This is a genomic window from Micromonospora sp. NPDC000207 (genome assembly GCF_040300925.1).
Lineage (GTDB): Bacteria > Actinomycetota > Actinomycetes > Mycobacteriales > Micromonosporaceae > Micromonospora.
The window spans coordinates 1-26,822 of the sequence record NZ_JBEPEQ010000083.1; the positions used below are offsets into that span (position 1 = coordinate 1).

The window sequence follows — 26,822 nt, forward strand, 5'->3', positions numbered from 1 at the left end:
CGCCTCACCGACGACCGCCCGTCCCCGGACCGGCTGCTGGCCGCTGTGGCCGCCGCGCTGGACCCCGGCACCGAGGTCCACCACGGGGTACGCCGCGCCGCCGCACTCCTGGGTCGTCCGGTGGCCGACGCCGCCGACGCCCTCGGCAACGGCTCCCGGGCCGTCGCCCAGGACACGGTGCCCTTCACCCTGTGGGTCGCGGCCACGCACCTCGTCGACTACCCGGCGGCGGTACGGGCCTGCGTGTCCGTCGGCGGTGACGTCGACACCACTGCCGCCGTCGCCGGATCGGTGGTGGCCGCGCACACCGGCGTGGGGACACCCGGCGGGGTCCCGTCGGCCTGGCTGGCCTCCCGGGAGCCGCTGCCGGACTGGGTGTCCTGACCCGTCGCGGAGTCGTCGTCCCCGCCGGAACGCCGGAACCAGCGGCTGCCCAGCCACCCGAACGCCACCCCGCCGCCGAGCCCGGCCAACAGCCCGCCGCCGAGCAGGACGTCGGCGCTCAACCAGCCCTCGTCGGCCGGCTCGTACGGTGCCGATCCGCCGAACTCGTGCGGCTCGGCGAGGCGGGAGCTGAGCGTCGGGTGGGCGTGCACCCCACCCCCGTGCTCCGCCGACCCGGCCGCCGGGGGCAGCAGGGTCAGCACCGGGGCCGGGTGCGGCCCGCCCGCCGGGTCGGCCCAGCGGACCACGGTGTCGTCGGAGTAGGTCTGCACCACCTCGAAGGTCATCAGTTCGGCCTGCGGCAACGGGCCCATGGAGACGGTGAGACGGTGCGGTCCCGCCCCGCCGCCGGCGACCCGGACCCAGATGACCGAGGCGGTGACGGTGTCGGTGCGGGGGCCGTGCAGGCTCACCACCGGCTCGTCCAGCTTCCGGCTGGTGATCTTCGGTGCCCACCCGTCGACAGACATCGGGTACGCCTCGGCGACCGGTGCGTCGGTCGGCAACCGCAGCTCGACCTGCCGGGTCCGGGTCCCGGGACGCTCCTCGGGCACCACGATCTCGAACTTCACCGGATCGCCCTGCCGGGCCTGCAGCGGGGTGCTCGTCACGTCCGCCGCCACCGCCGCGCCCGGCCAGGCCAGGACCCCCACGACCGCCACCGCCAGGGCGGCCAGCGGTCCGGTCCGGCTCCACCGGATGTCGCTACGGGTCATTGCGATCGGCCTCCCCATCGGTGTCGGGTCGCGGTGGCCGTACCGACTCCGGCCACACCCGAGTAGTTCGGGTGCGAGCCCGGAAAGGTTCAATCGGGGCGGGAACCGGGCCCGGGGTTCCTTTCCCGCCGGGAGGGGGGCGGGGCGGGACCGATAGCATCTCAGGGGCCGCCCGTCGGCCCTGTCCGTAACCCTTTGTCCGGAGGAGTCACCGTGTCAGCACCCCGTACCCCCGCAGTGGCCGACCCCGTCGTCGTCGCCGCCGGGACCACGGCGGCCGACGCGGTGGCCGCAGCCGGCCTGCCGACGAACGGCCCGAAGGCCGTCGTCGTGGTCCGCGACCCGCAGGGACAGCTGCGGGACCTGGACTGGGCGCCCGCCGAGGAGACCACCGTCGAGGCGGTCACCCTCGACAGCCCGGACGGGCTGAACGTGCTGCGCCACTCGACCGCCCACGTGCTCGCCCAGGCGGTCCAGGACGTCTTCCCCGACGCCAGGCTCGGCATCGGCCCCCCCATCGAGAACGGCTTCTACTACGACTTCGCCGTCGACAAGCCGTTCCAGCCCGACGACCTGGCCAAGGTCGAAAAGCGGATGCAGGAGATCGTCAAGTCCGGCCAGCGGTTCCGGCGTCGCCGGTTCGACAGCCTGGACGAGGCGAAGACCGAGCTGGCCGACGAGCCGTTCAAGCTGGAACTCATCGACGTCAAGGGGGAGGGCCTGGACTCCTCCGAGGTGATGGAGGTCGGCGGTGGTGAGCTGACCATCTACGACAACCTCGCCGCCAAGGAGGACACCGTCTGCTGGTCGGACCTCTGCCGGGGCCCGCACCTGCCGACCACCCGCCTGATCGGCGCGTTCAAGCTGATGCGGTCGGCCGCCGCGTACTGGCGGGGTTCGGAGAAGAACCCGCAGTTGCAGCGGGTGTACGGCACCGCCTGGCCGACCCGGGACGAACTGAAGGCGTACCTGAAGCTGTTGGAGGAGGCCGCCCGGCGCGACCACCGCAAGCTCGGTGTCGACCTGGACCTGTTCAGCTTCCCCGACGAGCTGGGCTCCGGCCTGGCGGTCTTCCACCCCAAGGGCGGCATCATCCGCCGGGAGATGGAGAACTACTCGCGGATCAAGCACGAGCAGGCCGGGTACGCCTTCGTCAACACCCCCCACATCACCAAGGGCAACCTGTACGAGGTCTCCGGGCACCTCGACTGGTACGCCGACGGGATGTTCCCCCCCATGGAGGTGGAGGGAGCGAACTACTACCTCAAGCCGATGAACTGCCCGATGCACGACCTGATCTTCCGGTCCCGGGGTCGCTCCTACCGGGAGCTGCCGCTGCGGATGTTCGAGTTCGGGACCGTCTACCGGTACGAGAAGTCCGGGGTGGTGCACGGTCTGACCCGGGTCCGTGGCATGACCCAGGACGACGCGCACATCTTCTGCACCGAGGAGCAGATGGCCGGCGAGCTGAAGTCGCTGCTCGCCTTCGTGCTCGAACTGCTGCGCGACTACGGGCTCGACGACTTCTACCTGGAGCTGTCCACCCGCAACCCGGAGAAGTCGGTAGGCACCGACGAGAACTGGGAACGGGCCACCGAGGCGCTGCGTTCCGCCGCCGAGGAGTCCGGCCTGACCCTGGTGCCCGACCCGGGCGGCGCGGCCTTCTACGGCCCGAAGATCTCCGTCCAGGCCAAGGACGCCATCGGTCGGACCTGGCAGATGTCCACCATCCAGGTCGACTTCAACCTCCCGGAGCGGTTCGGCCTGGAGTACCAGGCCGCCGACGGCACCCGGCAGCGCCCGGTAATGATCCACCGGGCCCTCTTCGGGTCGATCGAGCGGTTCTTCGGGGTGCTCACCGAGCACTACGCCGGGGCGTTCCCGGCCTGGCTGGCCCCCGTCCAGGTGGTCGGCATCCCGATCCGCGACGACCACACCGGCTACCTGCAGGACTTCGCCGCCGCCCTGCGGGCCGAGGGGATCCGGGCCCAGGTCGACGCCGGTGACGACCGGATGCAGAAGAAGATCCGTACCGCCCAGCAGCAGAAGATCCCCTTCATGGTGATCGCCGGGGACGAGGACGTGGCGGCGGAGACCGTCTCGTTCCGGTACCGGGACGGCTCGCAGCGCAACGGGGTGCCGGTCGCCGAGGCCGTCGCCCACGTCCTGGACGTGGTCCGCTCCCGCAGCAACGCCGGCCCCTCCGCCCTGGCCGAGTGAGACGCCGGTGCCCGCCGGGGACACCGGCGGGCACGGCCGGGTGCGGTGCCCGTCGACCCCGGGTCGTAGGATCCCCGGTGTGACTGGGGCGGCGGGGCACAGCGACAGGAGCATGTCCGACGGGCTGGATCGGCTCTGGACACCGCACCGGATGACCTACATCTCCGGCGAGGACCGGCCGGAGGGGGGCTACGAACAGCCCACCGGCTGCCCGTTCTGCCTCGCCCCGGGGCTGGCCGAGCAGGACAGCCTGGTCGTCGCCCGGGGCGAACGGGTCTTCGTGGTGCTCAACCTCTACCCGTACAACCCGGGGCACCTGCTGGTCTGCCCGTACCGGCACGTCGCCGACTACACCGACCTCGACCCGGCCGAGACGATCGAGTTGGCCACCTTCACCCAGACCGCGATGCGGGTGATCCGCCAGGTCAGCAGCGCCCACGGGTTCAACCTCGGGATGAACCAGGGCGGCGTCGCCGGTGCCGGGATCGCCGCCCACCTGCACCAGCACGTGGTGCCCCGCTGGGGCGGTGACGCCAACTTCATGCCGGTGATCGGGCAGACGAAGGTCCTGCCCCAGCTGCTCACCGACACCCGGGACCTGCTCGTCCGCGCCTGGCCCACCTGACCCGACCGCGCCTGCCGTCTTCCGTGCGCCACCGCAACCCGCTGTGTCGTCGGGTCGTTTGGTGGTCGGCGTGGCCGAACCTTCCCGGCCCGAACGCGGCCGCGTCGTCGATGATCCGTGGGGCCCCGACCGCCCGTAAGGATGGTCATGATGGACGTCTGCCACTCGATGCCCGGAACATTGACGGACATGAGGATTCTCCGGTCGACCCGTCGGTTGGGCAGAAGCGGCATCGAGGTCAGTGCCCTCGGGATGGGCTGCTGGGCGATCGGCGGGCCGTGGGCCGAGGGCAGCATCCCGCTGGGCTGGGGGGCCGTCGACGACGAGGAGTCCGTCCGGGCCGTACGCCGCGCCCTGGACCTCGGCGTCACGTTCTTCGACACCGCCGACACGTACGGCGCCGGGCACGGCGAGCGGATCCTCGGGCGGGCCCTCGCCGGCCGTCGCCACGAGGCAGTGGTGGCCACCAAGTGGGGTTACACCTTCGACGAGCAGGCCCGGCAGGCCACCGGGAAGGACGCCTCCCCGACCTACCTGCGACGCGCCGTCCACGACTCGTTGCGTCGCCTCGACACCGACTGGATCGACCTCTACCAACTGCACCTGGCCGACCTCCCGGTGGCCCGGGGACAGGACCTGATCGGCACGCTGGAGGAGTTGGTCGCCGGCGGGCTGATCCGGGCGTACGGCTGGAGCACCGACCGGCCCGACCGGGCCGCCGCCTTCGGACGGGACGCCCCGCACGCCGCCGCCGTCCAGCACAACCTGTCGGTGCTGCGGGACGCCCCCGACATGCTCGCCGTCTGCGCCCGGTACGACCTGGCCGGGATCAACCGAGGGCCGCTCGGCATGGGGCTGCTGACCGGCAAGTACGGTCCCGGCTCGACGCTGCCCCGCGACGACATCCGGGGCTGGACCTCCGGCTGGCTGGAGTGGTTCCGGGGCGGCCGACCCGCCCCGGAGTGGCTACGCCGGGTCGGGGCGGCCCGGGCGGCGTTGACAGCCGACGGCCGTACCCTCGCCCAGGGGGCGTTGGGCTGGCTGTGGGCGCGCAGCGACCGGACCGTCCCGATCCCCGGCTGCCGGACGGTGGCCCAGGTCGAGGAGAACGCCGCCGCGCTGGCCTGGGGCCCACTCGAACCGGACCACTTCGTGGAGGTGGAACGTCAGCTGGCTGCCCTGCGCGCCGCCGCCCTCCGGGCTGTCGACAGGCCGTACTGGCCGAGCCCGATGCAGCCCGTCGCCGTGTCCTGACCGCACCGACGGCCGGCTCACCGCTGGACGGTGTGCTCCGCCCGCAGCTGCTCGGTGAGGTGGTCGGGGACCGGCTCGTGGCGGACGAACCTGCGCCCGAAGGTGCCGGCCCCGGCGGTCAGGTCGCGCAGCGCGGGGCCGTACCGGAGCAGCTCGACTGCGGGAACCTCGGCCCGGACCAGGGTCAGGCCCTCGGCCTCGGGGTCCGGTTCGGTGCCCAGGACCCGACCCCGCCGGGCGGACAGGTCACCGAGGACCCTGCCGACGGTGTGTCCGGGCACCCCGGCCAGCACCTCGTCGACCGGTTCCCGCAGCGCCTGGCCGGCACCGTCGACCAGTGCCACCCGCACCGGCTCGGTGCCCACCTCGACACCCCCGGCACGCACCCGGTCGAGCACCTCCTGCGCCTGCGCCTCACCCACACACCAGAGCACCAGCTGTCGGGTCCCCGGGTCGTGCGTCAACCGGAGCGTCGGATCGGCGTCGACGAGTCGCCCCACCTCGTGGGCGACGGCGTCGGTGTCGCCGTCGGCTGCCGCCACCACGGCCACCGGCAGCAGGGGTTCGGGCAGCTCCCACGGTACGAGCGCCAACGGCTCCCGGACGTCGGAGATCGTGTCCCCGGTCGTCACCCCGTCCCACCCGGTGACCGCGACGACGTCACCGGCCACGGCGAGGGGCACCGCACCCCCGGGCGTCCCCGACGGGGAGCGCAGGTCGGCGAGGCGTACGTCCGGGTCGTCGGCTCCGGGGGCACCCGCCCGGGCGAGGTGCACGGGCTGCCCCGGACGGAGCGTGCCGGAGAAGACCCGTACCAGCCCCACCCGCCCCTGCCCGGCCTCGACGGTGGTCTGGAGCACCTCGGCGACCAGGGGGCCGTCCGGGTCGCAGTCCAACGGCGGGCGGGGGGAACCGTCCCGACCGGTGACCACCGGCAGTTCCCGCTGCGACGGGGCCGGGAACGCGTCGACCAGCCCGTCGAGGAGCAGGTCCAGCCCGACCCCGGTGGCCGCGCAGACCGGCACCACCGGGTGCAGGTATCCCCGGGACACCGCCCGGTCCAGTTCGGCGGCGAGGACCGGCGGGGGGACGTCCAGACCGGCGACGTACCGGTCCAGCAGCGAGTCGTTCTCGCTCTCGGCGAGGATCGCCTCGACGAGTTCGTCGCGGGCCTCGGCGATGGCGGTCAGGTGCTCCGGATCCGGGTCGCGGACGGCGGCCGGCAGCCCGGCGGAGTAGTCGTACACCCGGTCGGTCAGCAGCCCCAGCAGCCCGGCCACCAACTCCCCGTCGTCACCCAGCATCGGCAGGTGCACAGCGACCACGGTGTCGCCGAACAGCCGCTGGCACAGCGCCACCGCCTCGTCGAAGTCGGCGCGCGGATCGTCCAGCCGGGACACCACCACCGACCGGGGCAGGTCCACCGCCGCGCACTCCTCCCACAGCGCCACGGTGGCCGGATCCAACCCGTCGGCCGCCGAGACGACGAACAGGGCCGCGTCGGCGGCGCGCAGACCGGCCCGCAGCCCGGCCACGAAGTCGGCGTACCCGGGGGTGTCCAGGAGGTTGACCTTCACCCCGGCGTGCCGCAGCGGTACGGCGGACAACGCCACGGACCGCCCCCGGTCGGCGACGGCGGGGGTGTCGGCGGGGACCGCAGCACCCCGACCGGTCGCGTCGGTGGCCGCGACCAACGCCTCGACCAGGGCGGTCTTGCCCACCCCGGAGCGCCCCACCAGCACCACGTTGCGGATCCCGCCGGGCTCGGTCACCACCGGTACGTCGGTGCCGACCCCCTCGTCCTGACTCCTCTGCGCCATCGGACGCACCTCCCTCGACAGTGGTGGCGACCGCCGCGCGACGGGGAACGGCCCGGGCGAATCTGCGGCGCTATCCTCCGGTGCGGCGCCGGGTCCCCCGGACGGGGCGGGCGAGCGGGTGAGCTGGCTCACCTCGTGCGTACCGATCAGACACCGGGCCCCGACGGGACACAAGTCCGCCGCGCGGCGCGCCGACGGCCACCGGCCGTATCGCGTCCGACGGACCGCCCGTTATCGTGGGACCGCCATGGCGAAGATCTTCCAAGTGTCGGCCCGAGCGGCGATGACCCGCGTCGTCGAGCCGGTCGCACGCAGCCTGCTCCGAGCAGGCGTCACCCCCAACGCGGTCACCGTCGTCGGAACCGTCGGCGTGCTCGTCGGCGCGCTCGGCTTCGGGGCCCGGGGGCACCTGGTCACCGGCGCCCTGATCGTGACCGTCTTCGCGCTCACCGACATGCTCGACGGGACCATGGCGCGTATGTCCGGCGGTTCCACCCGGTTCGGCGCGTTCCTCGACTCCAGCATGGACCGGGTGGCCGACAGCGCGGTCTTCGGCGCCGTCGCCTACTGGCTGGCCACCGAGGGCAACCACGCGGGGGTGGCCGCCGCGCTGCTGTGCCTGGCCGCCGGCGGGCTCGTCTCCTACGTCAAGGCTCGGGCCGAGGGGCTCGGGCTGACCTGCAACGTGGGCATCGCCGAACGCACCGAACGGCTGCTCATCGTCGGCATCGGCGGCCTGCTCACCGGCCTCGGCCTCGACCCGGCCCTGCCGGTGGCGCTCTGGCTGCTCGCGGCCGTGTCGGTCTTCACCGTCGGACAACGGATGCTCCACGTGCACCGGCAGACCCGCGAGATCCAGCCGGAGCGGCAGTGAACGCCACCGAGCTCGCCTACGTCGCCGGGTGGCGGCTGGTGCGGGCGTTGCCCCGACCGGTGGTGGCCGCCGCCTTCGCCGCCGGTGCCGACCGGGCCCACCGCCGCCGGGGTGCCGGGGCCACCCGACTGCGCGCCAACCTGCGCCGGGTGGTCGGCCCCGACCTGCCCGAGGCCGACCTCGACGACCTGGTCCGCCAGGGCCTGCGCTCGTACGCCAGGTACTGGATGGAGGCGTTCCGGCTGCCCTCGCTGAGCCGCGAACAGCTCCTGTCGGGCTTCCGACTCCGCAACCCGGAGCCCCTGCACGCCGACGTCGCCGCCGGCCGGGGCGCGGTCGTGGCGCTGCCGCACGCCGGGAACTGGGACGCCGCCGGTGCCTGGGTGGCGGCCACCGGGTGGCCGATCACCACCGTGGCCGAACGCCTCAAACCGGAGGGGGTCTTCGAGCGGTTCGTCGCCTTCCGGGAGAGCCTCGGCATGGAGATCCTGCCCACCCACGGCGGCCCCCGACCCGCGTTCGACGTGCTGGTTGACCGGCTCGCGGCGGGCGGGGTGGTCCCGTTGCTCGCCGACCGGGACCTGTCGGCCCGGGGGATCGAGGTCGACTTCTTCGGTGCCCGCACCCGGATGCCCGCCGGACCGGCGCTGCTGGCCATCCGGACCGGAGCACCCCTCTACGTCGCCTCGATGTGGTACGAACCGGATGCCGCGTGCGCCTCGATCGACGGCCCCCTGCCCCTGCCCGACCCGGACAGCGGCCCCCTGGACGAGCGGGTACGAACCCTGACCCAGCGAATCGCCGACGGTCTGGCGGCGGGCATCGCCCGGCATCCGCAAGACTGGCACATGTTGCAGCGCATGTGGCTGGACCAGTCGGGCTCGGGGGCCACCACACCGCCGACCCCGCCGAAACGGTCCGAAGGAGCGTCCTGATGACGGCGAGGATCACCACACGGCGGCGCACGGCGGTCCCGAACGAAGGGGGCTGACGTGCGCGTCGGCATCGTGTGCCCGTACTCCTTCGACGTGCCGGGCGGGGTGCAGAACCACGTCATGGACCTCGCCGAGGCGCTGATCGGGCTCGGCCACCAGGTGAGTGTGCTGGCCCCGGCCGACGAGGACGCCGCCCTGCCGTCGTACGTGGTGTCGGCGGGCCGGGCCGTCCCGCTGCCGTACAACGGCTCGGTGGCCCGGATCGCGTTCGGACCGGTCTCCACCGCCCGGGTCCGACGCTGGATCACCCGGGGCGACTTCGACGTGCTGCACGTCCACGAACCCCTGACCCTGAGCCTGTCCATGCTCGCGGTGCTCTCCGCCCGGGGACCGGTGGTGGCCACCTTCCACACCGCGATGACCCGGTCCCGGGTACTCGCCGCCGCCCAGGGAGCGCTCCAGATCGTGCTGGAGCGGATCACCGCCCGTATCGCTGTCAGCGCCCTGGCCCGCAAGGTGCAGGTCGAGCACATGGACGGCGGCGCTGTGGAGATCCCCAACGGGGTCACCGTCGCCAAGTACGCGGGTGTCGACCCGCTGCCCGGCTGGCCGGGGGAGTGCGCCGAGGGCACCGGCGGGACGATCGGGTTCCTGGGCCGGTTCACCGAGTCCCGCAAGGGCTTCCCGATCCTTGTCGACGCCTTCGGACAGCTGGCCCGACACCGCCCCGGCCTGCGGCTGCTGGTCGCCGGACCCGGTGACCGCGACGACCTGTACGGGCGTTTCCCGGCCGACCTGCGGGACCGGGTGACCTTCCTCGGCCGGGTCTCCGAACCGGAGAAGGCCCGGATGCTGCGCAGCGTGCACCTCTACGTGGCCCCGAACACCGGAGGCGAGTCCTTCGGGATGATCCTGACCGAGGCGCTGGCCGCCGGCACCACGGTGGTCGCCAGCGACCTCGACGCGTTCCGGCGGGTGCTCGACGGGGGGCGGGCCGGTTGCCTCTTCCCGACCGGCGACCCGGTGGCCCTGCGGGGGGTCCTCGCGGAGCTGCTGGACGCCCCGGACCGCCGCCGGGAACTGACCGCCTGCGGAGACCAGGTGGTGGCGAACTTCGACTGGCCCGTGGTGGCCCGCCGGGTGGTGGAGGTCTACGCCGCCGCGATCGAGGCGACCGACGGGCGGGTCATCGACCAGGAATGGGTGGGGCTCGCCTGACCACCGGGGCCGTGGGGCGAACGTGCCCAGGTGATCCCGCCACTGGCGGCGGAGGAGACGGAGCAGCACTACGATGCCGGGAATGTGGTGGGTCGTGGCCGTGGTGGTGGTCGTCGCCCTGGTCGCGGCGTACCTGATCTGGACCGCCGGCCGGGTCGAACGGCTGCAGGTGCGCGCCGAGGCGGCGGCCCGCGCCCTCGACGCCCACCTGCTGCGCCGGGCCGCAGCCGCCGCCGTCCTCGCCGAACGGCGTTTCGGTGTGGAGCTGTACGCCGCCGCCCGGATCGCCCTGGACGCCGGCCCGCAGGAGCGGGAGGCGGCCGAGAACGACCTGACCCGGCAGCTGCGGTCGGTGCGGCTGGACCCGACCGACCCGGAGTGCGCGGCTGTGGTCGCCGCCAGCCGACGGCTCGCCCTGGCCCGGCAGGTCCACACCGACCTGGTGCGGGACGCCCGTTCGGCGCGGGGGCGTCCCCTGGTGCGGTTGTTACGGATGGGACGCGGCCACGAGTGGCCCCGCTACTTCGACGTCGACGACCCCACCCTGCCCGCCTCGGCCGACGTGCCGGCCTGAGGGGCGTACGCCGCCACCGCCGGGGGTGACGGCGGCCACAGAACAGGCCACCCGGGGTCTGATTGGCTGTCGGGCCGGCGTTGGGACCGTCGTAGCATTTCGCACAGCCACCCTGACCCCCGTTCCGAGGAGCGATGACCCGTGTCCGAATCCACCTCCCAGCCCGCCACCGCCACCCCGGTCGTCGGCACCGCCCGCGTCAAGCGGGGCATGGCCGAGATGCTCAAGGGCGGCGTGATCATGGATGTGGTCACCCCCGACCAGGCCAAGATCGCTGAGGACGCCGGTGCCGTCGCGGTGATGGCGCTGGAGCGGGTCCCGGCCGACATCCGCGCCCAGGGCGGGGTGTCCCGGATGAGCGACCCCGACATGATCGACGGCATCATCGAGGCGGTCTCCATCCCGGTGATGGCCAAGGCCCGGATCGGTCACTTCGTCGAGGCCCAGGTCCTCCAGTCCCTCGGCGTCGACTACGTCGACGAGTCCGAGGTCCTCACCCCCGCCGACTTCGCCAACCACATCGACAAGTGGGCCTTCACCGTCCCGTTCGTGTGCGGGGCGACCAACCTGGGCGAGGCGCTGCGCCGGATCACCGAGGGGGCGGCCATGATCCGCTCCAAGGGCGAGGCCGGCACCGGTGACGTCTCCAACGCCACCACCCACATGCGCAGGATCCGCCAGGAGATCCGGCGACTCCAGTCGCTGCCCACCGACGAGCTGTTCGTCGCGGCGAAGGAACTCCAGGCCCCGTACGAGCTGGTCAAGGAGATCGCCGAGACCGGGAAGCTGCCGGTGGTGCTCTTCACCGCCGGAGGCATCGCCACCCCCGCCGACGCGGCGATGATGATGCAGCTCGGCGCCGAGGGGGTCTTCGTCGGGTCCGGCATCTTCAAGTCCGGCAACCCGGCCCAGCGCGCCGCCGCCATCGTCAAGGCGACCACCTTCCACGACGACCCCGACGTGCTGGCCAAGGTGTCCCGAGGGCTCGGCGAGGCGATGGTGGGCATCAACGTCGACGAGATCCCCCAGCCCCACCGCCTGGCCGAACGCGGCTGGTGAGCAGCGCAGGTCGACCGTCGGCGGCAGCGGAGGAGGAGGGAACGTGACGGAACCGGTGATCGGCGTACTCGCCCTCCAGGGCGACGTCCGCGAGCACGTGGCCGCCCTGACCGGCGCGGGTGCCCGCGCCCTGCCGGTCCGGCGGGCCGAGGAACTCGACGAGGTCGACGGGCTGGTCATCCCCGGCGGGGAGTCCACCACGATCAGCAAGCTCGCCGACATCTTCGAGCTCCGCGAGCCGATCGACAAGCGGATCGCCGACGGGCTGCCGGTCTACGGCTCCTGCGCCGGCATGATCATGCTGGCCGACGAGGTGCTCGACGGTCGTCCCGACCAGCGCGGATTCGCCGGCATCGAGATGACCGTCCGCCGTAACGCGTTCGGTCGGCAGGTCGACTCCTTCGAGGCGCCGGTCGCCCTGACCGGGGTCGAGGGAGGACCGTTCCATGCGGTGTTCATCAGGGCGCCCTGGGTCGAGCGGGTGGGCGGTGAGGTCGAGGTCCTCGGCGAGGTGACCGAGGGACCGGCCGCCGGTCGGATCGTCGCGGTCCGGCAGGGCAACCTGCTGGCCACCTCCTTCCACCCGGAGCTCACCGGTGACCTGCGTCTGCACCGCTACTTCGTGGACCTGGTCCGCAGCAGCTGACCCCCGGTCCCGCCGAGGTCCACCACCGGGTCCGTCCCTGTCGGGGCGGGCCCGGTCCGCGCGCGGTGCCTGACACCGGAGCCGACGACGTCGGTAAGATTGCCGGGATTCGGCTGGGCATCTGCTCGCCACGACTTCCACCAGGGTCGACCGGCACCACCGAGTGCGCCGGGTGGGTCGGGGGCGGATGCGGTGCGGTCGACGCAGACGGCGGTAGCAACGGAGGTAGCAGATGTCCGGCCACTCAAAGTGGGCGACCACCAAGCACAAGAAGGCCGTCATCGACGCCAAGCGCGGCAAGATGTTCGCCAAGCTCATCAAGAACGTCGAGGTCGCGGCGCGGACCGGTGGCGGCGACCCGGCCGGTAACCCCACCCTCTTCGACGCCATCCAGAAGGCCAAGAAGAGTTCGGTGCCCAACGACAACATCGACCGGGCCGTCAAGCGGGGCTCGGGCCTGGAGGCCGGCGGTGCCGACTACCAGACGATCATGTACGAGGGGTACGGCCCGAACGGCGTGGCACTGCTGATCGAGTGCCTGACCGACAACCGCAACCGGGCCGCCACCGAGGTCCGGACCGCGCTGACCCGCAACGGTGGGTCCTTCGCCGACGCGGGCTCGGTGTCGTACATGTTCTCCCGCAAGGGCGTGGTGATCGTCCCCAAGGCCGGGACCAGCGAGGACGACGTGATGCTCGCCGTCCTCGACGCCGGTGCCGAGGAGGTCAACGACCTCGACGAGGCCTTCGAGGTGGTCTCGGAGCCGGGCGACCTGATCGCGGTCCGCACCGCACTTCAGGAGGCCGGAATCGAGTACGAGTCGGCCGAGTCCTCCCTCATCCCCAGCGTGAACGTGCCGCTGGACGAGGAGGGCGCGCGGAAGATCTTCAAGCTGATCGACGTGCTGGAGGACTCCGACGACGTGCAGAACGTCTACGCCAACTTCGACATTCCGGACGACATAATGGCGGCGATCGACTGACCCGGGACGATCCCGGATCGACCCGAAAAGGTACGGGCGGCAGGTGGACACCTGCCGCCCGTACCCGTGTCGCAGGGGTCAGCCGACGTTCTCCCGGGACCGCCAGGCGGTCGCCAGGCCCACCCGACCGTTGGTCCGCAGCAGGGAACCCTCGTAGATCCGGGCACCGGCCAGGACGAAGGCCACCGCCGCGACCGCCAGCAGCGCCAGGGACACGATCGGCTCCCACGCGGCGGCGTCACCGGTGAAGGCGCGCAGCGGCATCGCCATCGGTGCGGAGAACGGCACGTACGACAGGATCTTCAGGATGGCGGGGTTGTCGTTGAGGAACACCACCGCGAAGAAGGGCACCATCAGCGCCATCTGCACCGGCATGGAGGAGGAGGCGATGTCCTCCTGCCGGGCCACCACCGCGCCGGCCACCGCCCACATCGCGGCCAGCAGCAGGAAGCCGAACAGGAAGAACGGCAGGAACCAGCCGATCGCCGGTGCGATCAGCGACAGCAGTTCGGTGTTGCCGCTGAACTGGAGGCCGACCACCGTCACCAGGGACAGCAGCACGATCTGTCCGAGGGCCAGCACACACCCGGCTATCACCTTCCCGGCCAGCAGGGCACGGACCGGCACGGCGGCCACCAGGATCTCCACGATGCGGGTCTGCTTCTCCTCGGTGATGCTCTGCGCGATCGGCATTCCGAAGGCCTGGCTGGTGAGGAAGAAGACGAACGCGAAGATGAACGGCACCAGGAAGGCGGCCACCGGGTTGATCGCGTCCGGGTCGAGCAGTTGCACCGGCGGAGCGGTGCTCAGGGCGCGGACGACGTCGTCGGGGGTGTCGTCGAGGGCGAGGACCGTCGGCCCGGCGACGACCGCCGCCCCGACGTCGCCGTCGCGTACCGCCTGCTCGGCGGCGGCGTCGTCGGCGACGGTGCGTACCTCGTGTCCGGCGTCGGTCAGCGGGGCGACGACGTTCCCGGAGGCGCTGGAGACGGCCACGGTGGTGGGTTTGTCGTCGCCGGAGAGGAGGCCGGGCAGGATGGTGGCCGCGGCGGCGATGAGGAGGAAGAGGGCCGTGCTGATCAGGAAGGCCCGGTCCCGGATCTTGATCTGGATCTCACGGGCGGCGACGAGCAGGGCGGCCTGACGGGTGTTCACTGGGTGACCTCCCGGAAGATCTCGGCGATCGTGGGCGTGACGGGACGGAAGACGCGGACCGGTCCGCGTTCCAGCGCGGCGCGCAGCACCTGCTGGTCGTCGACCTCGGCGGGCAGGTCGAAGACCGCGCGGGGGCCGTCGAGGTCGACCAGGCTCACCCCGGGGAGGTCCCGCAGCCAGCCGGCGTCGCCGTCGACGACCATCTCGAAGCGGGGTCGGCCGTAGGCGGCCCGCAGTTCGTCACGTCCGCCGGCGGCCCGGATCTCCCCGTCGGCGATGATCACCAGGTCGTCGCAGAGCCGTTCCACCACGTCGAGCTGGTGGCTGGAGAACAGCACCGGAACCCCGCTGACGGCTCGTTCCCGCAGCACCGTGACCAGGGTGTCCACGGCGGTCGGGTCGAGCCCGGAGAAGGGTTCGTCGAGCACTAGGACCTCGGGGTCGTGCACCAGGGCGGCGGCGATCTGGGCCCGCTGCTGGTTGCCCAGGGAGAGCTTCTCCAGCGGATCGCCGCCCCGGGCGTCGAGCCCCACCCGGTCGAGCAGGTCGTCGGTCTTGCGTTGGGCGGTCGCGGCGTCGAGGCCGTGCAGTCGGCCCAGGTAGATCACCTGGTCGCGGACGGACATCTTCGGATAGAGCCCACGCTCCTCGGGCAGGTAGCCGAAGCGTCTGCGGTCCGCACGGGTCAGGGGGGCGTCCTGCCACGTGATCGTGCCCTGGTCGGGAGCGAGGACACCGAGGATGACCCGCATGGTCGTGGTCTTGCCGGCACCGTTGCCGCCGACGAAACCGGTCATCCGGCCGCCCCGGACGTCGAAGGTCACGTTCTTGAGTACGCGGTGGTCGCCGAAGCTACGGTCGACGCCGTCGAGTCGGAGTACTGAGGTCACCACTTCACGCTAGATCCACAGGGCGGGCCCACCCTCCGGCCCGGGGACGATTCCGTGGGTCCGCCGAGCGGGGGACCCCGGGTCATCCGCCGGGTTGGATCACCTCGTGTTCGTAGGCGAAGATCACCGCCTGGACCCGGTCGCGGAGCCCGAGCTTGGCCAGCATCCGGCTGACGTGGGTCTTGACCGTCGCCTCACCGAGACCGAGGGTGCCTGCGATCTCGGCGTTGCTGGCACCCCTGGCGACCAGGATCATGACCTCGTGTTCGCGGGGGGTGAGCTGGGCCAGGGCGGGGGCGTTCCCGCCGACCGTGGCGGGGCCGGCGGGCCGGGTGAAGGCGGAGATCACCCGTCGGGTCAGCTCCGGGGCGAGCAGCCCGTCGCCGCGTGCCAGCACCCGTACGGCCTCGACGAGCGCCTCCGGGGTGCCGTTCTTGAGCAGGAAGCCACTGGCACCGGCGCGCAGCGCGGCGAAGAGGTAGTCGTCCCGGTCGAAGGTGGTGAGGATCAGGACCGACGGGCCGGGCGCGTCCGGGGTGGCCGCGTCGGTGATCAGCGCGGTGGCGGCGAGCCCGTCCAGCTTCGGCATCTCCACGTCCATCAGGACCACGTCGGGGGCGAGTGCGGCGGCGAGGGCGACGGCCTGCTCGCCGTCGGCGGCCTCACCAACCACCTCGATGTCCCCCTCAACCTCCAGGATGACCCGGAAGCCGGTACGCACGAGGGTGTGGTCGTCGGCGAGGAGCACCCGGACGGGTCGGTCGTCGGTCGGCTCGACGTCGTCGGTGCCCGGGTGCCAGACGGGTTCGGTCATGCCGGCTGCTCCTCGGCCTGGACGGGGACCGGGAAGCGGGCCCGGACCCGCCAGCCGCCTCCGGTTCGGGGGCCGACCTCCAGGATGCCGTCGTGGGCGGCGACCCGCTCCCGCATCCCGATCAGGCCCAGCCCTCGGTCTCCCGTCGGCGCCGCGCCGGTGCCGTTGTCGGTCACGTCGACCTCCACCTCGTGCGCCAGGTACCGGATCCTGATGTCGAGCACGGTAGCCCGCGCGTGCTTGAGGGTGTTCGTCACGGCCTCCTGCGCGATCCGGTACGCCGCCTGCGACACCGAGTCGGGCAGCGGCACCGGGTCGCCGTACACCCCGAAGCCGGTCTCCAGCCCGGCGTTGCGGGCGCGGTCGGCGAGTTCGGGGAACTGGCCCATTCCGGCGCCACCCGGTTGCCGGTCGTCGGTGGCGTTCTCCGAGGCGCGTAGCAGGCCGAGCATGCGGCGCAGTTCGTCGACGGCGGTCCGGGCGGTCTGCTCGATCGCGCTCAGTGCCCTGCGGGCGGCCTCCGGGTCGGAGTCCATGACCCGGCGGCAGGCGGCGGCCTGCACTCCCATGACCGAGACGTGGTGGGCGACCACGTCGTGCAGTTCCCGGGCGATGCGGACCCGTTCGCCGATGACCGCCCGTTCGCGCGCCTCGGCCTGGGAGAGCCGGAGCTGCTCGGCCTGGGTCCGCAGCTCGGCGTCGCGGCGGGCGGCGATCCAGGCGGTGTCCCCGAACAGGTACGCGAACCCGAAGAACAGCCCGTTGAGCAGGAACCCGTTGACGACCGCCGCCAACAGGGGTGGGACCGGTCCGGCGGCCTGGGCGAAGGTGTCCGGTCCGATCTCCCCGACGGTGACGGAGTAGCTCAGTCCGAGCCAGGCGAACATCGTGGCGATCACGCCGATGCGCAGCCGACGGGCCAGCTGTCGGTTGCGTCCCCACGCCCCGAGGGCGTAGATGGCGGCGAAGAGCGCCCCGGAGGTGACCTGACTCTCCGGGGCGGCCCGGAACTGTCCGGCGATGAAGGCGATCGAGGTGACCAGGGTGACCGCCTCCGGGAAGCGCCGCCGCCAGACCAGGGGTGCGGTGACCGCCACGACCCAGAGGACCTGTTCGGCCCCGGAAGGCGGCGGTCCCAGGACGAACACGCCGGCGCTTCGGGTCAGGGTGAGGCTGAACAGCGCCAGTACGGTGACCGCCAGGCCGATCCAGAGGTCGACGCGGAGCTGTTGGGGTGTCGGTCCGGGCCGGCTCCACCGATCCCGACTGGTGCTGTCCATACCCGTGACGATGCCATCCCCGCTGCGCCTGGTGTGAGCAGCGGCGCTGTACAGCTTGCTCACCCGCGGTGACGGAGGGCCTTGACCACGCTGTCGACAACGTCCCAGACCGTGATCGCGACCAGGACGACGACGGTCACCACGGTGAGGGTGTCGAGGTTGCCGCCCTCACGCAGCCACTCGAACCGGGCCACCAGGTCCGGGTTGAGCAGCCGCTCGGTGAGCAGGAGCCAGATCATCGGCACCGTGAAGGCGAGGCCCAGGAGGGCGTTGACCACTACCAGCCCCCAGTTCCAGTGGCCGACCCGGTACTTGACGAACTCGAACACGATCGTCGCGATCAGGACACCGAGGATGACGGGCAGCCAGAACCCCCACAGGTCGGGGTCGAGCAGGGGCATCGGCTCGCCGTCGACCCGCAGTTGCTGCCAGGGGAAGAACGCCACGCTCACCGTGAACAGCAGGACGACGACGGAGGAGACCGTGTCGCTCAGGGTGATCTGCCGCTCGACGGTCGCCTCGGGCAGGTCGTCGACGGTCCACCGGGTCAGGTACCGGGTCTCTCCGGTCCGTTCCATGATCGCGAAGCCGAGCGTCACCCAGAAACAGATGTGCACCGCGACGCTCAGGGCGGTGGCGACGGCGGGGCCGATCGCGCCGAACCCGTCGCCGTCGAAGACGTTCACCAGGCCGACGACGGTGCCGACGATGGCCGGCACGTACGTCAGCAGTTGCCGCAGGAGGTTCCGCCAGGTCAGGTAGTAGGCGGGACCGATGAGCTGCAGCCGTTGGTCGGCGTAGCGGGCGGCCAGCCGCTGCGGGTCGCCCAGCTCGGTGAGGACCTCCCGTTCGGCGCTGCGGTGGTCGGCTCCGGCGCCCACGCGGTCGTCGACGGCGTCGGCGATCGAGGCGCGGAGTTCGGCGCAGATCTCCGGGCGTCGTCCGGCGGGGACCGACTCCAGGGTGGCGGCCAGATAGCGGTCGGTCAGGGAACTCATCGGTCCACTCCTTCGATCAGTCCGGTCATGGCGGTCTGGACGGCGGTGAGGTCGTCGAGGAGGCGGCGGAGCACCGTCTCGCCCTCCTCGCTGGTCCGGTAGAACTTGCGGGGTCGGCTCTCCTCGGTGTTCCACTCGCTGGTCAACAGCCCCTGTTCCTCAAGCCGGCGCAGCAGGGGATAGAGGGTGTTCGCGTCGACCGCGAAGCCGTGGGTGGCCAGCCGTTGCAGCAGCGCGTAGCCGTAGTCGGGGCGGCGGAGGGCGATCAGGCTGGCCACCACCACAGTGCCCCGACGCAGCTCCTGAAGGTGGGTCCTGAGGACGTCGTCACTGACCATGCGTCACACCATAGTGTGTGCCACACACTATTGTCCAACGCACACTGTTGCCTGTCGCACGACATCGTGTCGAGACACGAATTCATGTCACACTCGGCAAGTTTGCAGCTTCTGCACCTTCGCTCGTAGAGTGCTTCCGTGACCACGGAGCGCCATGACCCCCGGTGACCCGGCCGCCCTCGGCCGACGTGACCGCAAGAAGCAGCAGACCCGGGCCGCCCTCGCCGACGCCGCCCTGCGGCTCGTCGACGAGCGCGGCCTCGACCAGGTGACGGTCGAGGAGATAGCCGACGCCGCCGACGTCTCGGCCCGGACCTTCTTCAACTACTTCTCCACCAAGGACGACGCCCTGGTCGGTGACACCGACAGCGATCGGGAGCGGGTCCTGAGGGCCTTGGCCGACGTCCCGCCCCAGGTGCCGGCGTTGCAGGCCATCCGCCAGGCCCTGACCGAGGTCGTCGACGAGGTGCAGGGGGAGGCCGACCTCTGGCTGCTGCGGATGCGGGTCGTCGTGCAGCACCCCGTCCTCCTGGCCCGCCTGGTCGCCGGCAACGCGGCCACCGAGAAGGCCCTCATCGAGGTGGTCGCCGACCGTACCGGGCTCTCCCCGGACGACACCTACCCCGCGCTCGTCGTGGCTGTCGGCGGTGCGGCCCTGCGCACCTCGATGGTCAGGTGGGCCGCCAGCGGCGGAGCCCGCAGCCTCGCCGAGCTGGTCAACGAGGCCTTCGCCGTCGTCGGTGCCGGCCTACCCGACCCCCGTACCGCCCCCGACGCAGCCGCGTCGGGGCAGGCAGATCCACGCGTGTGAGGAAGCGCCGATGACCGCAACGACCGAGCCAGTCGACTCGCCCAAGGTGAGCGCCGGCCGGATGTCTCACCGGGAGGTCCTCCAGGCCCTCTCCGGACTCATGGTGGGCATGTTCGTGGCGATTCTCGCCTCGACGGTGGTGGCCAACGCCCTGCCGCGCATCATCGCCGACCTCAACGGCAGCCAGACCGTCTACACCTGGATCGTCACCAGTGAGCTGCTGGCCATGACCGCCACCGTGCCCCTGTGGGGCAAGATGGCCGACCTCTACAGCAAGAAGCTGCTCATCCAGCTCTCCCTCGGGCTCTTCGTGCTCGGTTCGCTCGTCGCCGGGCTCACCCCGAACGTGGAGATCCTGCTGTTCAGCCGGGTGATCCAGGGCGTCGGGGCCGGCGGCATGACCGCCCTGGCGATGATCGTGATGGCGGCGATGATCCCGCCGCGGGAGCTGGGCCGCTACGCCGGTGTCTTCGGGGCGGTCTTCGGCGTCGGCACCATCGCCGGTCCGCTGATCGGAGGGGTGCTCGTGGACACCTCCTGGCTCGGCTGGCGCTGGTGCTTCCTGATCGGCGTACCGTTCAGCATCGTCTCGATCGTCCTGTTGCAGCGGACGCTGAACCTGCCGGTCGTCCGCCGCGAAGCCAAGATCGACTGGCTCGGCGCGGCGCTGATCACCGCCGGGGTCTCCACCCTGCTGATCTGGTCCTCCCTCGCCGGGCACAAGTTCGCCTGGGCGTCGGGCTGGACCGCACTGATGGTCGTCGGCGGCCTCGTCCTGCTGGCCCTCGCCGTCTGGGTGGAGTCCCGGGTCCCCGAACCGATCATCCCGCTGAAGATCTTCCGTAGCCGGACCGTCGCGTTGACCACAGTGGCGAGCGTCCTGGTCGGCGTCGCACTCTTCGGCGGAACGGTCTTCCTGTCCCAGTACTTCCAGACCTCGCTGGGCAAGTCACCCACCGTCGCCGGCCTCATGAGCCTCCCGATGATCCTCGGCCTCCTGATCTCCTCCACCGCCGCCGGGGCGCTCATCACCAAGTACGGCCGCTGGAAGATCTACCTGGTCGCCGGGGCGGCCGTGATGACCGCCGGGATGCTGCTACTGAGCACCGTCGACGCCGACACCGGCGTACCGCTGCTCTCGGTCTACATGGCGGTGCTGGGCACCGGCGTCGGCATGCTCATGCAGAACCTGGTCCTCGCCGCGCAGAACGACGTGCCCGCCAACGAACTCGGGGCAGCCACCTCCGTGCTGACCTTCTTCCGCAGCATGGGCGGCGCGATCGGCGTCAGCGCCCTCGGCGCGGTCCTGGCCAACCGGGTCACGGGCCTGATGACCGAGAAGCTCGGCCCGGCCGCCGCCACCACCGGCGGCGGCACCGCCGAGGTCCCGGACCTCAGCGCCCTCCCCGAGCCGGTCCTGGCGATCGTCAGGGACGCCTACGCCACCGCCACCTCGGAGCTGTTCCTCATCGGTGCCCCGATCGCCTTCCTCGCCCTGGTCGCTGTTCTCTTCATCAAGGAGAAGCCGCTGCACGAGGTGAGCGGCGACGAGCGGGCCGAGAAGGAGGCGGCGGCCCTCACCGCCATGCACTGAGCCGTCCGACAAGGCAACCGGCACCGGCGCGACCCTCGGCCGGTGCCGGTTCACGTTCCCGGACCTCGACCGCCAGCCCGGGTCAGTTTCCCGCGGAGCCGAGCCGGCGGGCCCGGTTGGTGGTCGCCTCGACGGACTGCTGGGCGGTGTGGGTGCGCTGCACCAGCATGACCAGGACCTGCTTGACGCTGTCGAGCGACTGCAGGAGCGGACCGGGCTGACCGCCCTGGAGCACCATGCTGACCACCTGCCGGGCCTCGTCGACGTGACCGATCGTGGCGGTGCATGCCTCCCGGGCGGCGGTGATGCCCTGCTGCACCGGGGCGAGAGCGGCGATCGTCTCCTGCGGGGTGGCCTCGCGGGGCACCGTGGAGGTCGCCTTGACCGCCTCACCGGTGGCGGTGGCGAGGGTGGCCAGTCCGCTCTGGACGGTGGCGATGGCGGAGCGTACCCGGGTCAGGCCGGCGGCGACCGCGGCGAACCCGGCACCGGCCGCCCGGACCGCCGTCTCCTGGGCCTGGTTGTCGGCGGCGGCGGTCAGGCTCTGCGCCCGCTCGACTCCGGTCAGTACGGCGCGCAGCTCGCCGGTGATCTCTTCGACGGTGGACATGCGGTGACACCTCGCGCGGGTGAGCAGGATCGGGGTACGAGGTACGAAACCTACAGGCCTCGGGTCCTCCGTCCCCCGGTCAACTGCCGGTGGCGGCGGACGGGTCGACCGGCCTGTCCGCCGCCACCGGACCTCGACGTGTCGGCGGGTGCCACCCCCGGGGCCGGGTGGCGCCCCGACGATCAGCAGACCCGGCCCTGACGGAAGGCGCGTTCGACGAAGGACGCCGGCCCGACCTGGAAGTAGCCGACGCCCGGCCGGATCGGGTGGCCGGTGAACAACTCCACCCGGGACCCGAGGCGGACCAGGTATGCGGTGGCCGTACCGGCGTCGTCGTCGATCGACGCGCCCCGAGGGCCGTAGATCGCCTCCAGGTCGGCGAAGGACATCCCCACTGCGGCTCCGGCCGGGGAGCGCGGCGGGGCGGTGGCCGTACCGATCCCGACGAGCCTGCCGTCCTGGAAGGTCAACAGGATCACCCCGGCCCACTCGCCTGTGGCACCAGCGTCGACGACGGTGCCACAGACCGGGGCGGTCCAGTCGACGAGCCCGGCGGCAGTCAACTGGTCGAGGCGGGCACCGAAGCGGTACGGCCCGGCACCGGCGACGCCGAGGACGTCCGTCCGGGCAGCACCGACCCGGCCGTCGGAACCGACCGGCGGAGCACCCGGTCCGGCCCACCCGAGGTCGGCGGCGGGTGGGGTACCGGGTCGGCCGGGGGTGGCGTGCGCCGGGGCGGCGAGGATGGCCGCGAGGAGTCCGGCCAGCAGGAGGGTGCCGAGGGCTCTGCGGACGGGAAGAGGGTTCACTGGTGATCACCTCCGGTGATCGGGGGGAGGGGCGGCCGGTGTCGTGGAGGCGGCCGACTCGAGGGGGTGCTCCAGCAGGGTAGGGCGGGCGGTGCCCGGTCGGCGGCGGTCAGTCCGAGATCGGACCGGAAACGCTGCGTGACACCGATCGGACCGTCCGCTCCTGTCGCGTCGCCCCCTCGGGCACCCCTGGCGCGGCGGATGGAGGCGGGCCGCCGACCGGGGCTAGGGTGGACCGGCTTGATCTCTCGCAGACCCATGACTCGATCCGGGGGGACGCTCCATGGGCGATTCGTTCGCGCATCTGCACGTGCACACCGAGTACTCGATGCTCGACGGGGCAGCCCGGCTCAAGGACCTCTTCGCCGAGGCCAACCGGCTGGGGATGCCGGCGGTGGCGATCACCGACCACGGCAACATGCACGGCGCGAACGACTTCTACAAGCAGGCGATGGCCGCCGGGGTGAAGCCGATCCTGGGCGTCGAGGCGTACGTGGCCCCGGAGTCGCGCTATCACAAGAAGCGGGTCAAGTGGGGCCGCCCGGAGCAGAAGCGCGACGACATCTCCGGTAACGGCGCGATCACCCACAAGACCATGTGGGCGGCGAACAAGACCGGTCTGCAGAACCTGTTCACCCTCAACTCGCGCGCCTCCATGGAGGGCCACTACGTCAAGTGGCCCCGGATGGACATGGAGTTGATCGCCGAGCACGCCGAGGGGATCATCGCCACCACCGGGTGCCCGTCCGGGGCGGTGCAGACCCGGCTGCGGCTGGGGCAGTTCGACGAGGCGATCAAGGTGGCCTCGGCGTACCAGGACATCTTCGGCAGGGAGAACTACTTCCTGGAGATCATGGACCACGGTCTCGACATCGAGCGCCGGGTCCGGGAGGGGCTCACCGAGATCGGCCGCAAGCTCGGCATCCCCCCGGTGGTCACCAACGACTCGCACTACACCCACGAGGCCCAGGCCACCGCACACGACGTGCTGCTGTGCGTACAGACCGGCAGCAACATCGACGACCCGAACCGGTTCCGGTTCGAGGGGGGCGGCTACTTCGTCAAGTCCGCCGACCAGATGCGGGCTGTCGACTCCTCCGAGCTGTGGCAGGAGGGCTGCCGCAACACCCTGCTGGTGGCCGAGAAGGTCGACCCGGCCGGGATGTTCGAGTTCCGCAACCTGATGCCCCGGTTCCCGGTGCCCGAGGGGGAGACCGAGGAGTCCTGGTTCCGGAAGGAGACCTTCAAGGGGCTGGGACGGCGTTACCCGAACGGCATCCCCGAGGGGCACGTGGTCCAGGCCGAGTACGAACTCGGCGTCATCATCCAGATGGGTTTCCCGTCGTACTTCCTCGTGGTCGCCGACTTCATCCAGTGGGCGAAGAACCAGGGCATCGCGGTGGGGCCGGGCCGGGGTTCGGCGGCGGGGTCCCTCGTCGCGTACGCGCTGGGCATCACCGACCTGGACCCGATCCCGCACGGGCTGATCTTCGAGCGGTTCCTCAACCCCGAGCGGGTATCCATGCCGGACGTCGACATCGACTTCGACGAGCGTCGGCGCGGTGAGGTGATCAAGTACGTCACCGACAAGTGGGGTGACGACAAGGTCGCCCAGATCGCCACCTTCGGCACGATCAAGGCGAAGGCCGCGATCAAGGACTCGGCCCGGGTGCTCGGGTACCCGTACGCGGTGGGGGACCGGATCACCAAGGCCATGCCCCCGGCGGTGATGGGCAAGGACATCCCCCTGGAGGGGATCTTCGACTCCAAGCACCCCCGGTACGCCGAGGCCGGTGAGATCCGGGGCATGTACGACTCCGAGACCGACGTCAAGAAGGTGATCGACACCGCTCGGGGGATCGAGGGGCTGATCCGGCAGACCGGTGTGCACGCCGCCGGGGTGATCATGTCCGCCGAGCCGATCATCGAGCACATCCCGTTGATGCGCCGGGACTCCGACGGGGTGATCATCACCCAGTTCGACTACCCGACCTGCGAGTCGCTCGGGTTGTTGAAGATGGACTTCCTCGGCCTTCGGAACCTGACGATCATCGACGACGCGGTCAAGAACATCCAGCTCAACCACGGCAAGGAACTCGACCTCCTGGGGCTGGAGCTGGACGACAAGGCGGCCTACGAGCTGCTGGCCCGGGGCGACACCCTGGGCGTGTTCCAGCTCGACGGCGGGCCGATGCGGTCGCTGCTGCGGATGATGAAGCCCGACAACTTCGAGGACATCTCCGCCGTCCTGGCGCTCTACCGTCCCGGCCCGATGGGCGTGGACTCGCACACCAACTACGCGCTGCGCAAGAACGGACTCCAGGAGATCACCCCGATCCACCCGGAGTTGGAGGAGCCGCTGCGGGAGATCCTCGCCCCCACCTACGGCCTGATCGTCTACCAGGAGCAGGTGCAGCGCGCCGCGCAGATCCTCGCCGGGTACACACTGGGCCAGGCCGACCTGCTGCGCCGGGCGATGGGCAAGAAGAAGAAGGAGATCCTGGACAAGGAGTTCGTCCCGTTCCGCGACGGCTGTCGGGAGCACGGGTACTCCGACGAGGCGATCCAGAAGGTCTGGGACGTCCTGGTCCCGTTCGCCGGGTACGCCTTCAACAAGGCCCACTCGGCGGCGTACGGCCTGGTGTCGTACTGGACGGCGTACCTGAAGGCGCACTACCCGGCCGAGTACATGGCGGCGCTGCTCACCTCCGTCGGCGACGACAAGGACAAGATGGCGCTGTACCTGTCCGAGTGCCGTCGGATGCGGATCCAGGTCCTGCCGCCGGAGGTGAACACCTCCGCCGGGCCGTTCACCCCGGTCGGCAAGGAAATCCGGTTCGGGCTCGGTGCGGTGCGCAACGTCGGTGCGAACGTGGTCGCCTCGGTCATGCGCTGCCGTGAGGAGAAGGGCGACTACGCGGACTTCTACGACTTCCTGTCGAAGGTCGACGCGGTGGTCTGCAACAAGAAGACCATCGAATCGCTGATCAAGGCCGGTGCGTTCGACGCGTTGAAGCACTCCCGCAAGGGGCTGCTCGCCGTGCACGCCGACGCGATCGACGCGTACGCCGACGTCAAGCGCAAGGAGGCCGTCGGCCAGTACGACCTCTTCGGTGCCGGGTTCGGCGAGGCCGAGACGGCCACCGGCAGCACCACAGTGATGCCCGTCATCGGGGAGAGCGAGTGGGACAAGCGGGACAAGCTGGCCTTCGAGCGGGAGATGCTCGGCCTCTACGTCTCCGACCATCCGCTCTTCGGCCTGGAACACGTCCTCGGCGCGGCGGCGGACACCACCATCTCCGCCCTCTCCGAGGAGGGGACAGTCCCGGACGGGGCGGTGGTCACCCTCGCCGGGATCCTCTCCGGGGTGCAGCGCCGGGTCACCAAGCAGGGCCGGGCGTGGGCGTCGGCGACCCTGGAGGACCTCGCCGGCGGGGTGGAGACGCTGTTCTTCCCCAACACGTACGAGGTGGTCGGGCAGTACATCGCCGAGGACGCGATCGTGGTGGTGAAGGGGCGGGTGGACCGTCGGGACGACACCCCCCGGATCATGGCGATGGACATGCAGATGCCGGACGTCACGAGCAACTCGGCGAACAAGCCGGTCACCCTCACCATCCCGGTGCACCGGCTCACGCCACCGCTGGCCGACCGCCTCAAGGAGACCCTCCTGCTGCACCCCGGCGACACCGAGGTGCATGTCAAGCTGAACCGTCGGGACCGGGTCGAGACCTGGCGGCTCGGCCTGTTCCGGGTCGCCCCCACCACCGCCCTGATGGGTGACCTCAAGAGCGTGCTCGGCCCCGCGAACGTCAGCTGAGCAGCCCCGACGGCCACCGGGGCGGAATTGGCCCTGCCGACCCGCCCCACCCGTCGCTAGCGTCGGACCTGTGGAACTGGCACAGGCTCAACGGCTCTGGCACCCCGAACCGGGCTGGCTGAACACCGCCAGCTACGGGCTGCCGCCCGACTCGTCGTGGGACGCCCTCCAGGCGGCCCTGGCCGACTGGCGGGTGGGGCGTACCTCCTGGGAGGGGTGGGACGAGGCGACCGGCCGGTCCCGGGGGGGCGTGGCCCGCCGGGGGGGGGGGGCGGGCGCCGGCGTGGCCGTGGGGGGCGCCGCGGGGGGACTGGTCGGCCCCCTCGGCCCCGCCCC

23 protein-coding genes and 2 pseudogenes are annotated in these 26,822 nt (G+C 71.6%); 15 read left to right on the top strand and 10 right to left on the bottom strand.

Annotated elements, in window-relative coordinates:
* The coding region (locus tag ABT336_RS19615) for an ADP-ribosylglycohydrolase family protein (protein WP_350898060.1) at window positions 1-384 on the top strand (384 nt) is incomplete at its 5' end.
* A 311-nt stretch (window positions 385-695) separates the two neighbouring features.
* Here the strand turns inward: ABT336_RS19615 and ABT336_RS19620 are convergent.
* A pseudogene (locus ABT336_RS19620) lies at window positions 696-1,178 on the bottom strand (DUF1775 domain-containing protein); the annotation flags it as partial.
* Window positions 1,179-1,373: 195 nt separating this feature from the next.
* Between ABT336_RS19620 and thrS the strand changes: the two are divergent.
* From thrS to ABT336_RS19635, 3 genes are all read left to right on the top strand, one after another.
* On the top strand, window positions 1,374-3,380 hold the full coding sequence (thrS, locus tag ABT336_RS19625; RefSeq protein ID WP_350898061.1) for a threonine--tRNA ligase: 2,007 nt from the start codon (window positions 1,374-1,376) through the stop codon (window positions 3,378-3,380).
* Window positions 3,381-3,492: 112 nt separating this feature from the next.
* The gene (locus ABT336_RS19630; protein ID WP_350898081.1) at window positions 3,493-4,005 is read left to right on the top strand and encodes an HIT family protein; all 513 of its coding nucleotides are present in this window, start codon (window positions 3,493-3,495) and stop codon (window positions 4,003-4,005) included.
* Window positions 4,006-4,194: 189 nt separating this feature from the next.
* The gene (locus tag ABT336_RS19635) at window positions 4,195-5,259 is read left to right on the top strand and encodes an aldo/keto reductase (RefSeq protein ID WP_502891212.1); all 1,065 of its coding nucleotides are present in this window, start codon (window positions 4,195-4,197) and stop codon (window positions 5,257-5,259) included.
* Between the two features lie 17 nt (window positions 5,260-5,276).
* Here the strand turns inward: ABT336_RS19635 and ABT336_RS19640 are convergent, their stop codons facing one another.
* Complete coding sequence (locus ABT336_RS19640; protein ID WP_350898062.1) at window positions 5,277-7,079, bottom strand: GTP-binding protein; 1,803 nt, start codon at window positions 7,077-7,079, stop codon at window positions 5,277-5,279.
* 247 nt (window positions 7,080-7,326) lie between these two features.
* Here ABT336_RS19640 and pgsA point away from each other — a divergent pair, with 247 nt between their 5' ends.
* From pgsA to ABT336_RS19675, 7 genes are all read left to right on the top strand, one after another.
* The gene (pgsA, locus tag ABT336_RS19645; RefSeq protein ID WP_350898063.1) at window positions 7,327-7,953 is read left to right on the top strand and encodes a phosphatidylinositol phosphate synthase; all 627 of its coding nucleotides are present in this window, start codon (window positions 7,327-7,329) and stop codon (window positions 7,951-7,953) included.
* Complete coding sequence (locus ABT336_RS19650) at window positions 7,950-8,888, top strand: phosphatidylinositol mannoside acyltransferase (RefSeq protein WP_350898064.1); 939 nt, start codon at window positions 7,950-7,952, stop codon at window positions 8,886-8,888. The genes pgsA and ABT336_RS19650 overlap by 4 nt, the downstream gene beginning before the upstream one ends.
* 57 nt (window positions 8,889-8,945) lie before the next feature.
* A complete protein-coding gene (locus ABT336_RS19655; protein ID WP_350898065.1) occupies window positions 8,946-10,106 on the top strand; it encodes a glycosyltransferase family 4 protein in 1,161 nt (386 codons plus the stop codon).
* A gap of 73 nt (window positions 10,107-10,179) precedes the next feature.
* Window positions 10,180-10,680, top strand: a complete 501-nt coding sequence (locus ABT336_RS19660) for a hypothetical protein (RefSeq protein WP_350898066.1) — start codon at window positions 10,180-10,182, stop codon at window positions 10,678-10,680.
* 141 nt (window positions 10,681-10,821) lie between these two features.
* Window positions 10,822-11,739 (top strand): pyridoxal 5'-phosphate synthase lyase subunit PdxS, encoded by a 918-nt coding sequence (gene pdxS / locus ABT336_RS19665; RefSeq protein WP_350898067.1) that lies wholly within the window; start codon window positions 10,822-10,824, stop codon window positions 11,737-11,739.
* Between the two features lie 43 nt (window positions 11,740-11,782).
* The gene (pdxT, locus tag ABT336_RS19670) at window positions 11,783-12,385 is read left to right on the top strand and encodes a pyridoxal 5'-phosphate synthase glutaminase subunit PdxT (protein WP_350898068.1); all 603 of its coding nucleotides are present in this window, start codon (window positions 11,783-11,785) and stop codon (window positions 12,383-12,385) included.
* 232 nt (window positions 12,386-12,617) lie between these two features.
* A complete protein-coding gene (locus ABT336_RS19675; protein ID WP_350898069.1) occupies window positions 12,618-13,367 on the top strand; it encodes a YebC/PmpR family DNA-binding transcriptional regulator in 750 nt (249 codons plus the stop codon).
* A gap of 78 nt (window positions 13,368-13,445) precedes the next feature.
* Here ABT336_RS19675 and ABT336_RS19680 read toward each other — a convergent pair whose 3' ends face one another.
* The 6 genes from ABT336_RS19680 to ABT336_RS19705 all read right to left on the bottom strand — a co-directional run bounded on the left by ABT336_RS19680 (window position 13,446) and on the right by ABT336_RS19705 (window position 18,842).
* Window positions 13,446-14,522, bottom strand: a complete 1,077-nt coding sequence (locus ABT336_RS19680; protein WP_350898070.1) for an ABC transporter permease — start codon at window positions 14,520-14,522, stop codon at window positions 13,446-13,448.
* Window positions 14,519-15,412, bottom strand: coding sequence for an ABC transporter ATP-binding protein (locus ABT336_RS19685; protein WP_350898071.1), 894 nt, complete (start codon window positions 15,410-15,412; stop codon window positions 14,519-14,521). The genes ABT336_RS19680 and ABT336_RS19685 overlap by 4 nt, the downstream gene beginning before the upstream one ends.
* Before the next feature lie 82 nt (window positions 15,413-15,494).
* Window positions 15,495-16,226, bottom strand: a complete 732-nt coding sequence (locus ABT336_RS19690; protein ID WP_350898072.1) for a response regulator — start codon at window positions 16,224-16,226, stop codon at window positions 15,495-15,497.
* Window positions 16,223-17,506, bottom strand: coding sequence for a sensor histidine kinase (locus ABT336_RS19695; RefSeq protein ID WP_350898073.1), 1,284 nt, complete (start codon window positions 17,504-17,506; stop codon window positions 16,223-16,225). Before ABT336_RS19695 ends, ABT336_RS19690 begins: the two co-directional genes overlap by 4 nt.
* A 59-nt stretch (window positions 17,507-17,565) precedes the next feature.
* On the bottom strand, window positions 17,566-18,504 hold the full coding sequence (locus ABT336_RS19700) for a permease prefix domain 1-containing protein (RefSeq protein ID WP_350898074.1): 939 nt from the start codon (window positions 18,502-18,504) through the stop codon (window positions 17,566-17,568).
* Entirely contained in the window at window positions 18,501-18,842 is a 342-nt protein-coding gene (locus ABT336_RS19705) for a PadR family transcriptional regulator (protein WP_350898075.1), read from the bottom strand. Before ABT336_RS19705 ends, ABT336_RS19700 begins: the two co-directional genes overlap by 4 nt.
* Window positions 18,843-18,996: 154 nt before the next feature.
* Here ABT336_RS19705 and ABT336_RS19710 point away from each other — a divergent pair, with 154 nt between their 5' ends.
* Both ABT336_RS19710 and ABT336_RS19715 read left to right on the top strand, forming a co-directional pair.
* Window positions 18,997-19,653, top strand: a complete 657-nt coding sequence (locus ABT336_RS19710) for an acyl-CoA-like ligand-binding transcription factor (RefSeq protein WP_350898076.1) — start codon at window positions 18,997-18,999, stop codon at window positions 19,651-19,653.
* 10 nt (window positions 19,654-19,663) lie between these two features.
* Window positions 19,664-21,247 carry an MDR family MFS transporter gene (locus tag ABT336_RS19715; RefSeq protein WP_350898077.1) on the top strand — a complete coding sequence of 528 codons (1,584 nt, stop codon included), beginning with the start codon at window positions 19,664-19,666 and terminating at the stop codon, window positions 21,245-21,247.
* Between the two features lie 82 nt (window positions 21,248-21,329).
* On the opposite strand, the gene ABT336_RS19720 is transcribed toward ABT336_RS19715, so the two are convergent.
* Together ABT336_RS19720 and ABT336_RS19725 are read right to left on the bottom strand one after the other, a co-directional pair.
* Complete coding sequence (locus tag ABT336_RS19720; RefSeq protein WP_350898078.1) at window positions 21,330-21,857, bottom strand: DUF6244 family protein; 528 nt, start codon at window positions 21,855-21,857, stop codon at window positions 21,330-21,332.
* 182 nt (window positions 21,858-22,039) lie between these two features.
* Window positions 22,040-22,666 (bottom strand): hypothetical protein, encoded by a 627-nt coding sequence (locus tag ABT336_RS19725; RefSeq protein WP_350898079.1) that lies wholly within the window; start codon window positions 22,664-22,666, stop codon window positions 22,040-22,042.
* A gap of 283 nt (window positions 22,667-22,949) precedes the next feature.
* On the opposite strand from ABT336_RS19725, the gene dnaE reads away from it, so the two are divergent.
* Window positions 22,950-26,486, top strand: coding sequence for a DNA polymerase III subunit alpha (gene dnaE, locus ABT336_RS19730; RefSeq protein WP_350898080.1), 3,537 nt, complete (start codon window positions 22,950-22,952; stop codon window positions 26,484-26,486).
* A 70-nt stretch (window positions 26,487-26,556) separates the two neighbouring features.
* Window positions 26,557-26,822 (top strand): annotated as a pseudogene (locus ABT336_RS19735) (aminotransferase class V-fold PLP-dependent enzyme); the annotation flags it as partial.

Bases quoted from the DNA above. Each gene is read 5' to 3' on its own strand.
- ABT336_RS19630 (WP_350898081.1), top strand. From the start codon at position 3,493: ATGTCCGACGGGCTGGATCGGCTCTGGACACCGCACCGGATGACCTAC.
- ABT336_RS19635 (WP_502891212.1), top strand. From the start codon at position 4,195: ATGAGGATTCTCCGGTCGACCCGTCGGTTGGGCAGAAGCGGCATCGAG.
- ABT336_RS19640 (WP_350898062.1), bottom strand. From the start codon at position 7,079: ATGGCGCAGAGGAGTCAGGACGAGGGGGTCGGCACCGACGTACCGGTG.
- pgsA (WP_350898063.1), top strand. From the start codon at position 7,327: ATGGCGAAGATCTTCCAAGTGTCGGCCCGAGCGGCGATGACCCGCGTC.
- ABT336_RS19660 (WP_350898066.1), top strand. From the start codon at position 10,180: ATGCCGGGAATGTGGTGGGTCGTGGCCGTGGTGGTGGTCGTCGCCCTG.
- ABT336_RS19675 (WP_350898069.1), top strand. From the start codon at position 12,618: ATGTCCGGCCACTCAAAGTGGGCGACCACCAAGCACAAGAAGGCCGTC.
- ABT336_RS19690 (WP_350898072.1), bottom strand. From the start codon at position 16,226: ATGACCGAACCCGTCTGGCACCCGGGCACCGACGACGTCGAGCCGACC.
- ABT336_RS19695 (WP_350898073.1), bottom strand. From the start codon at position 17,506: ATGGACAGCACCAGTCGGGATCGGTGGAGCCGGCCCGGACCGACACCC.
- ABT336_RS19700 (WP_350898074.1), bottom strand. From the start codon at position 18,504: ATGAGTTCCCTGACCGACCGCTATCTGGCCGCCACCCTGGAGTCGGTC.
- ABT336_RS19705 (WP_350898075.1), bottom strand. From the start codon at position 18,842: ATGGTCAGTGACGACGTCCTCAGGACCCACCTTCAGGAGCTGCGTCGG.
- ABT336_RS19710 (WP_350898076.1), top strand. From the start codon at position 18,997: ATGACCCCCGGTGACCCGGCCGCCCTCGGCCGACGTGACCGCAAGAAG.
- ABT336_RS19715 (WP_350898077.1), top strand. From the start codon at position 19,664: ATGACCGCAACGACCGAGCCAGTCGACTCGCCCAAGGTGAGCGCCGGC.
- ABT336_RS19720 (WP_350898078.1), bottom strand. From the start codon at position 21,857: ATGTCCACCGTCGAAGAGATCACCGGCGAGCTGCGCGCCGTACTGACC.
- dnaE (WP_350898080.1), top strand. From the start codon at position 22,950: ATGGGCGATTCGTTCGCGCATCTGCACGTGCACACCGAGTACTCGATG.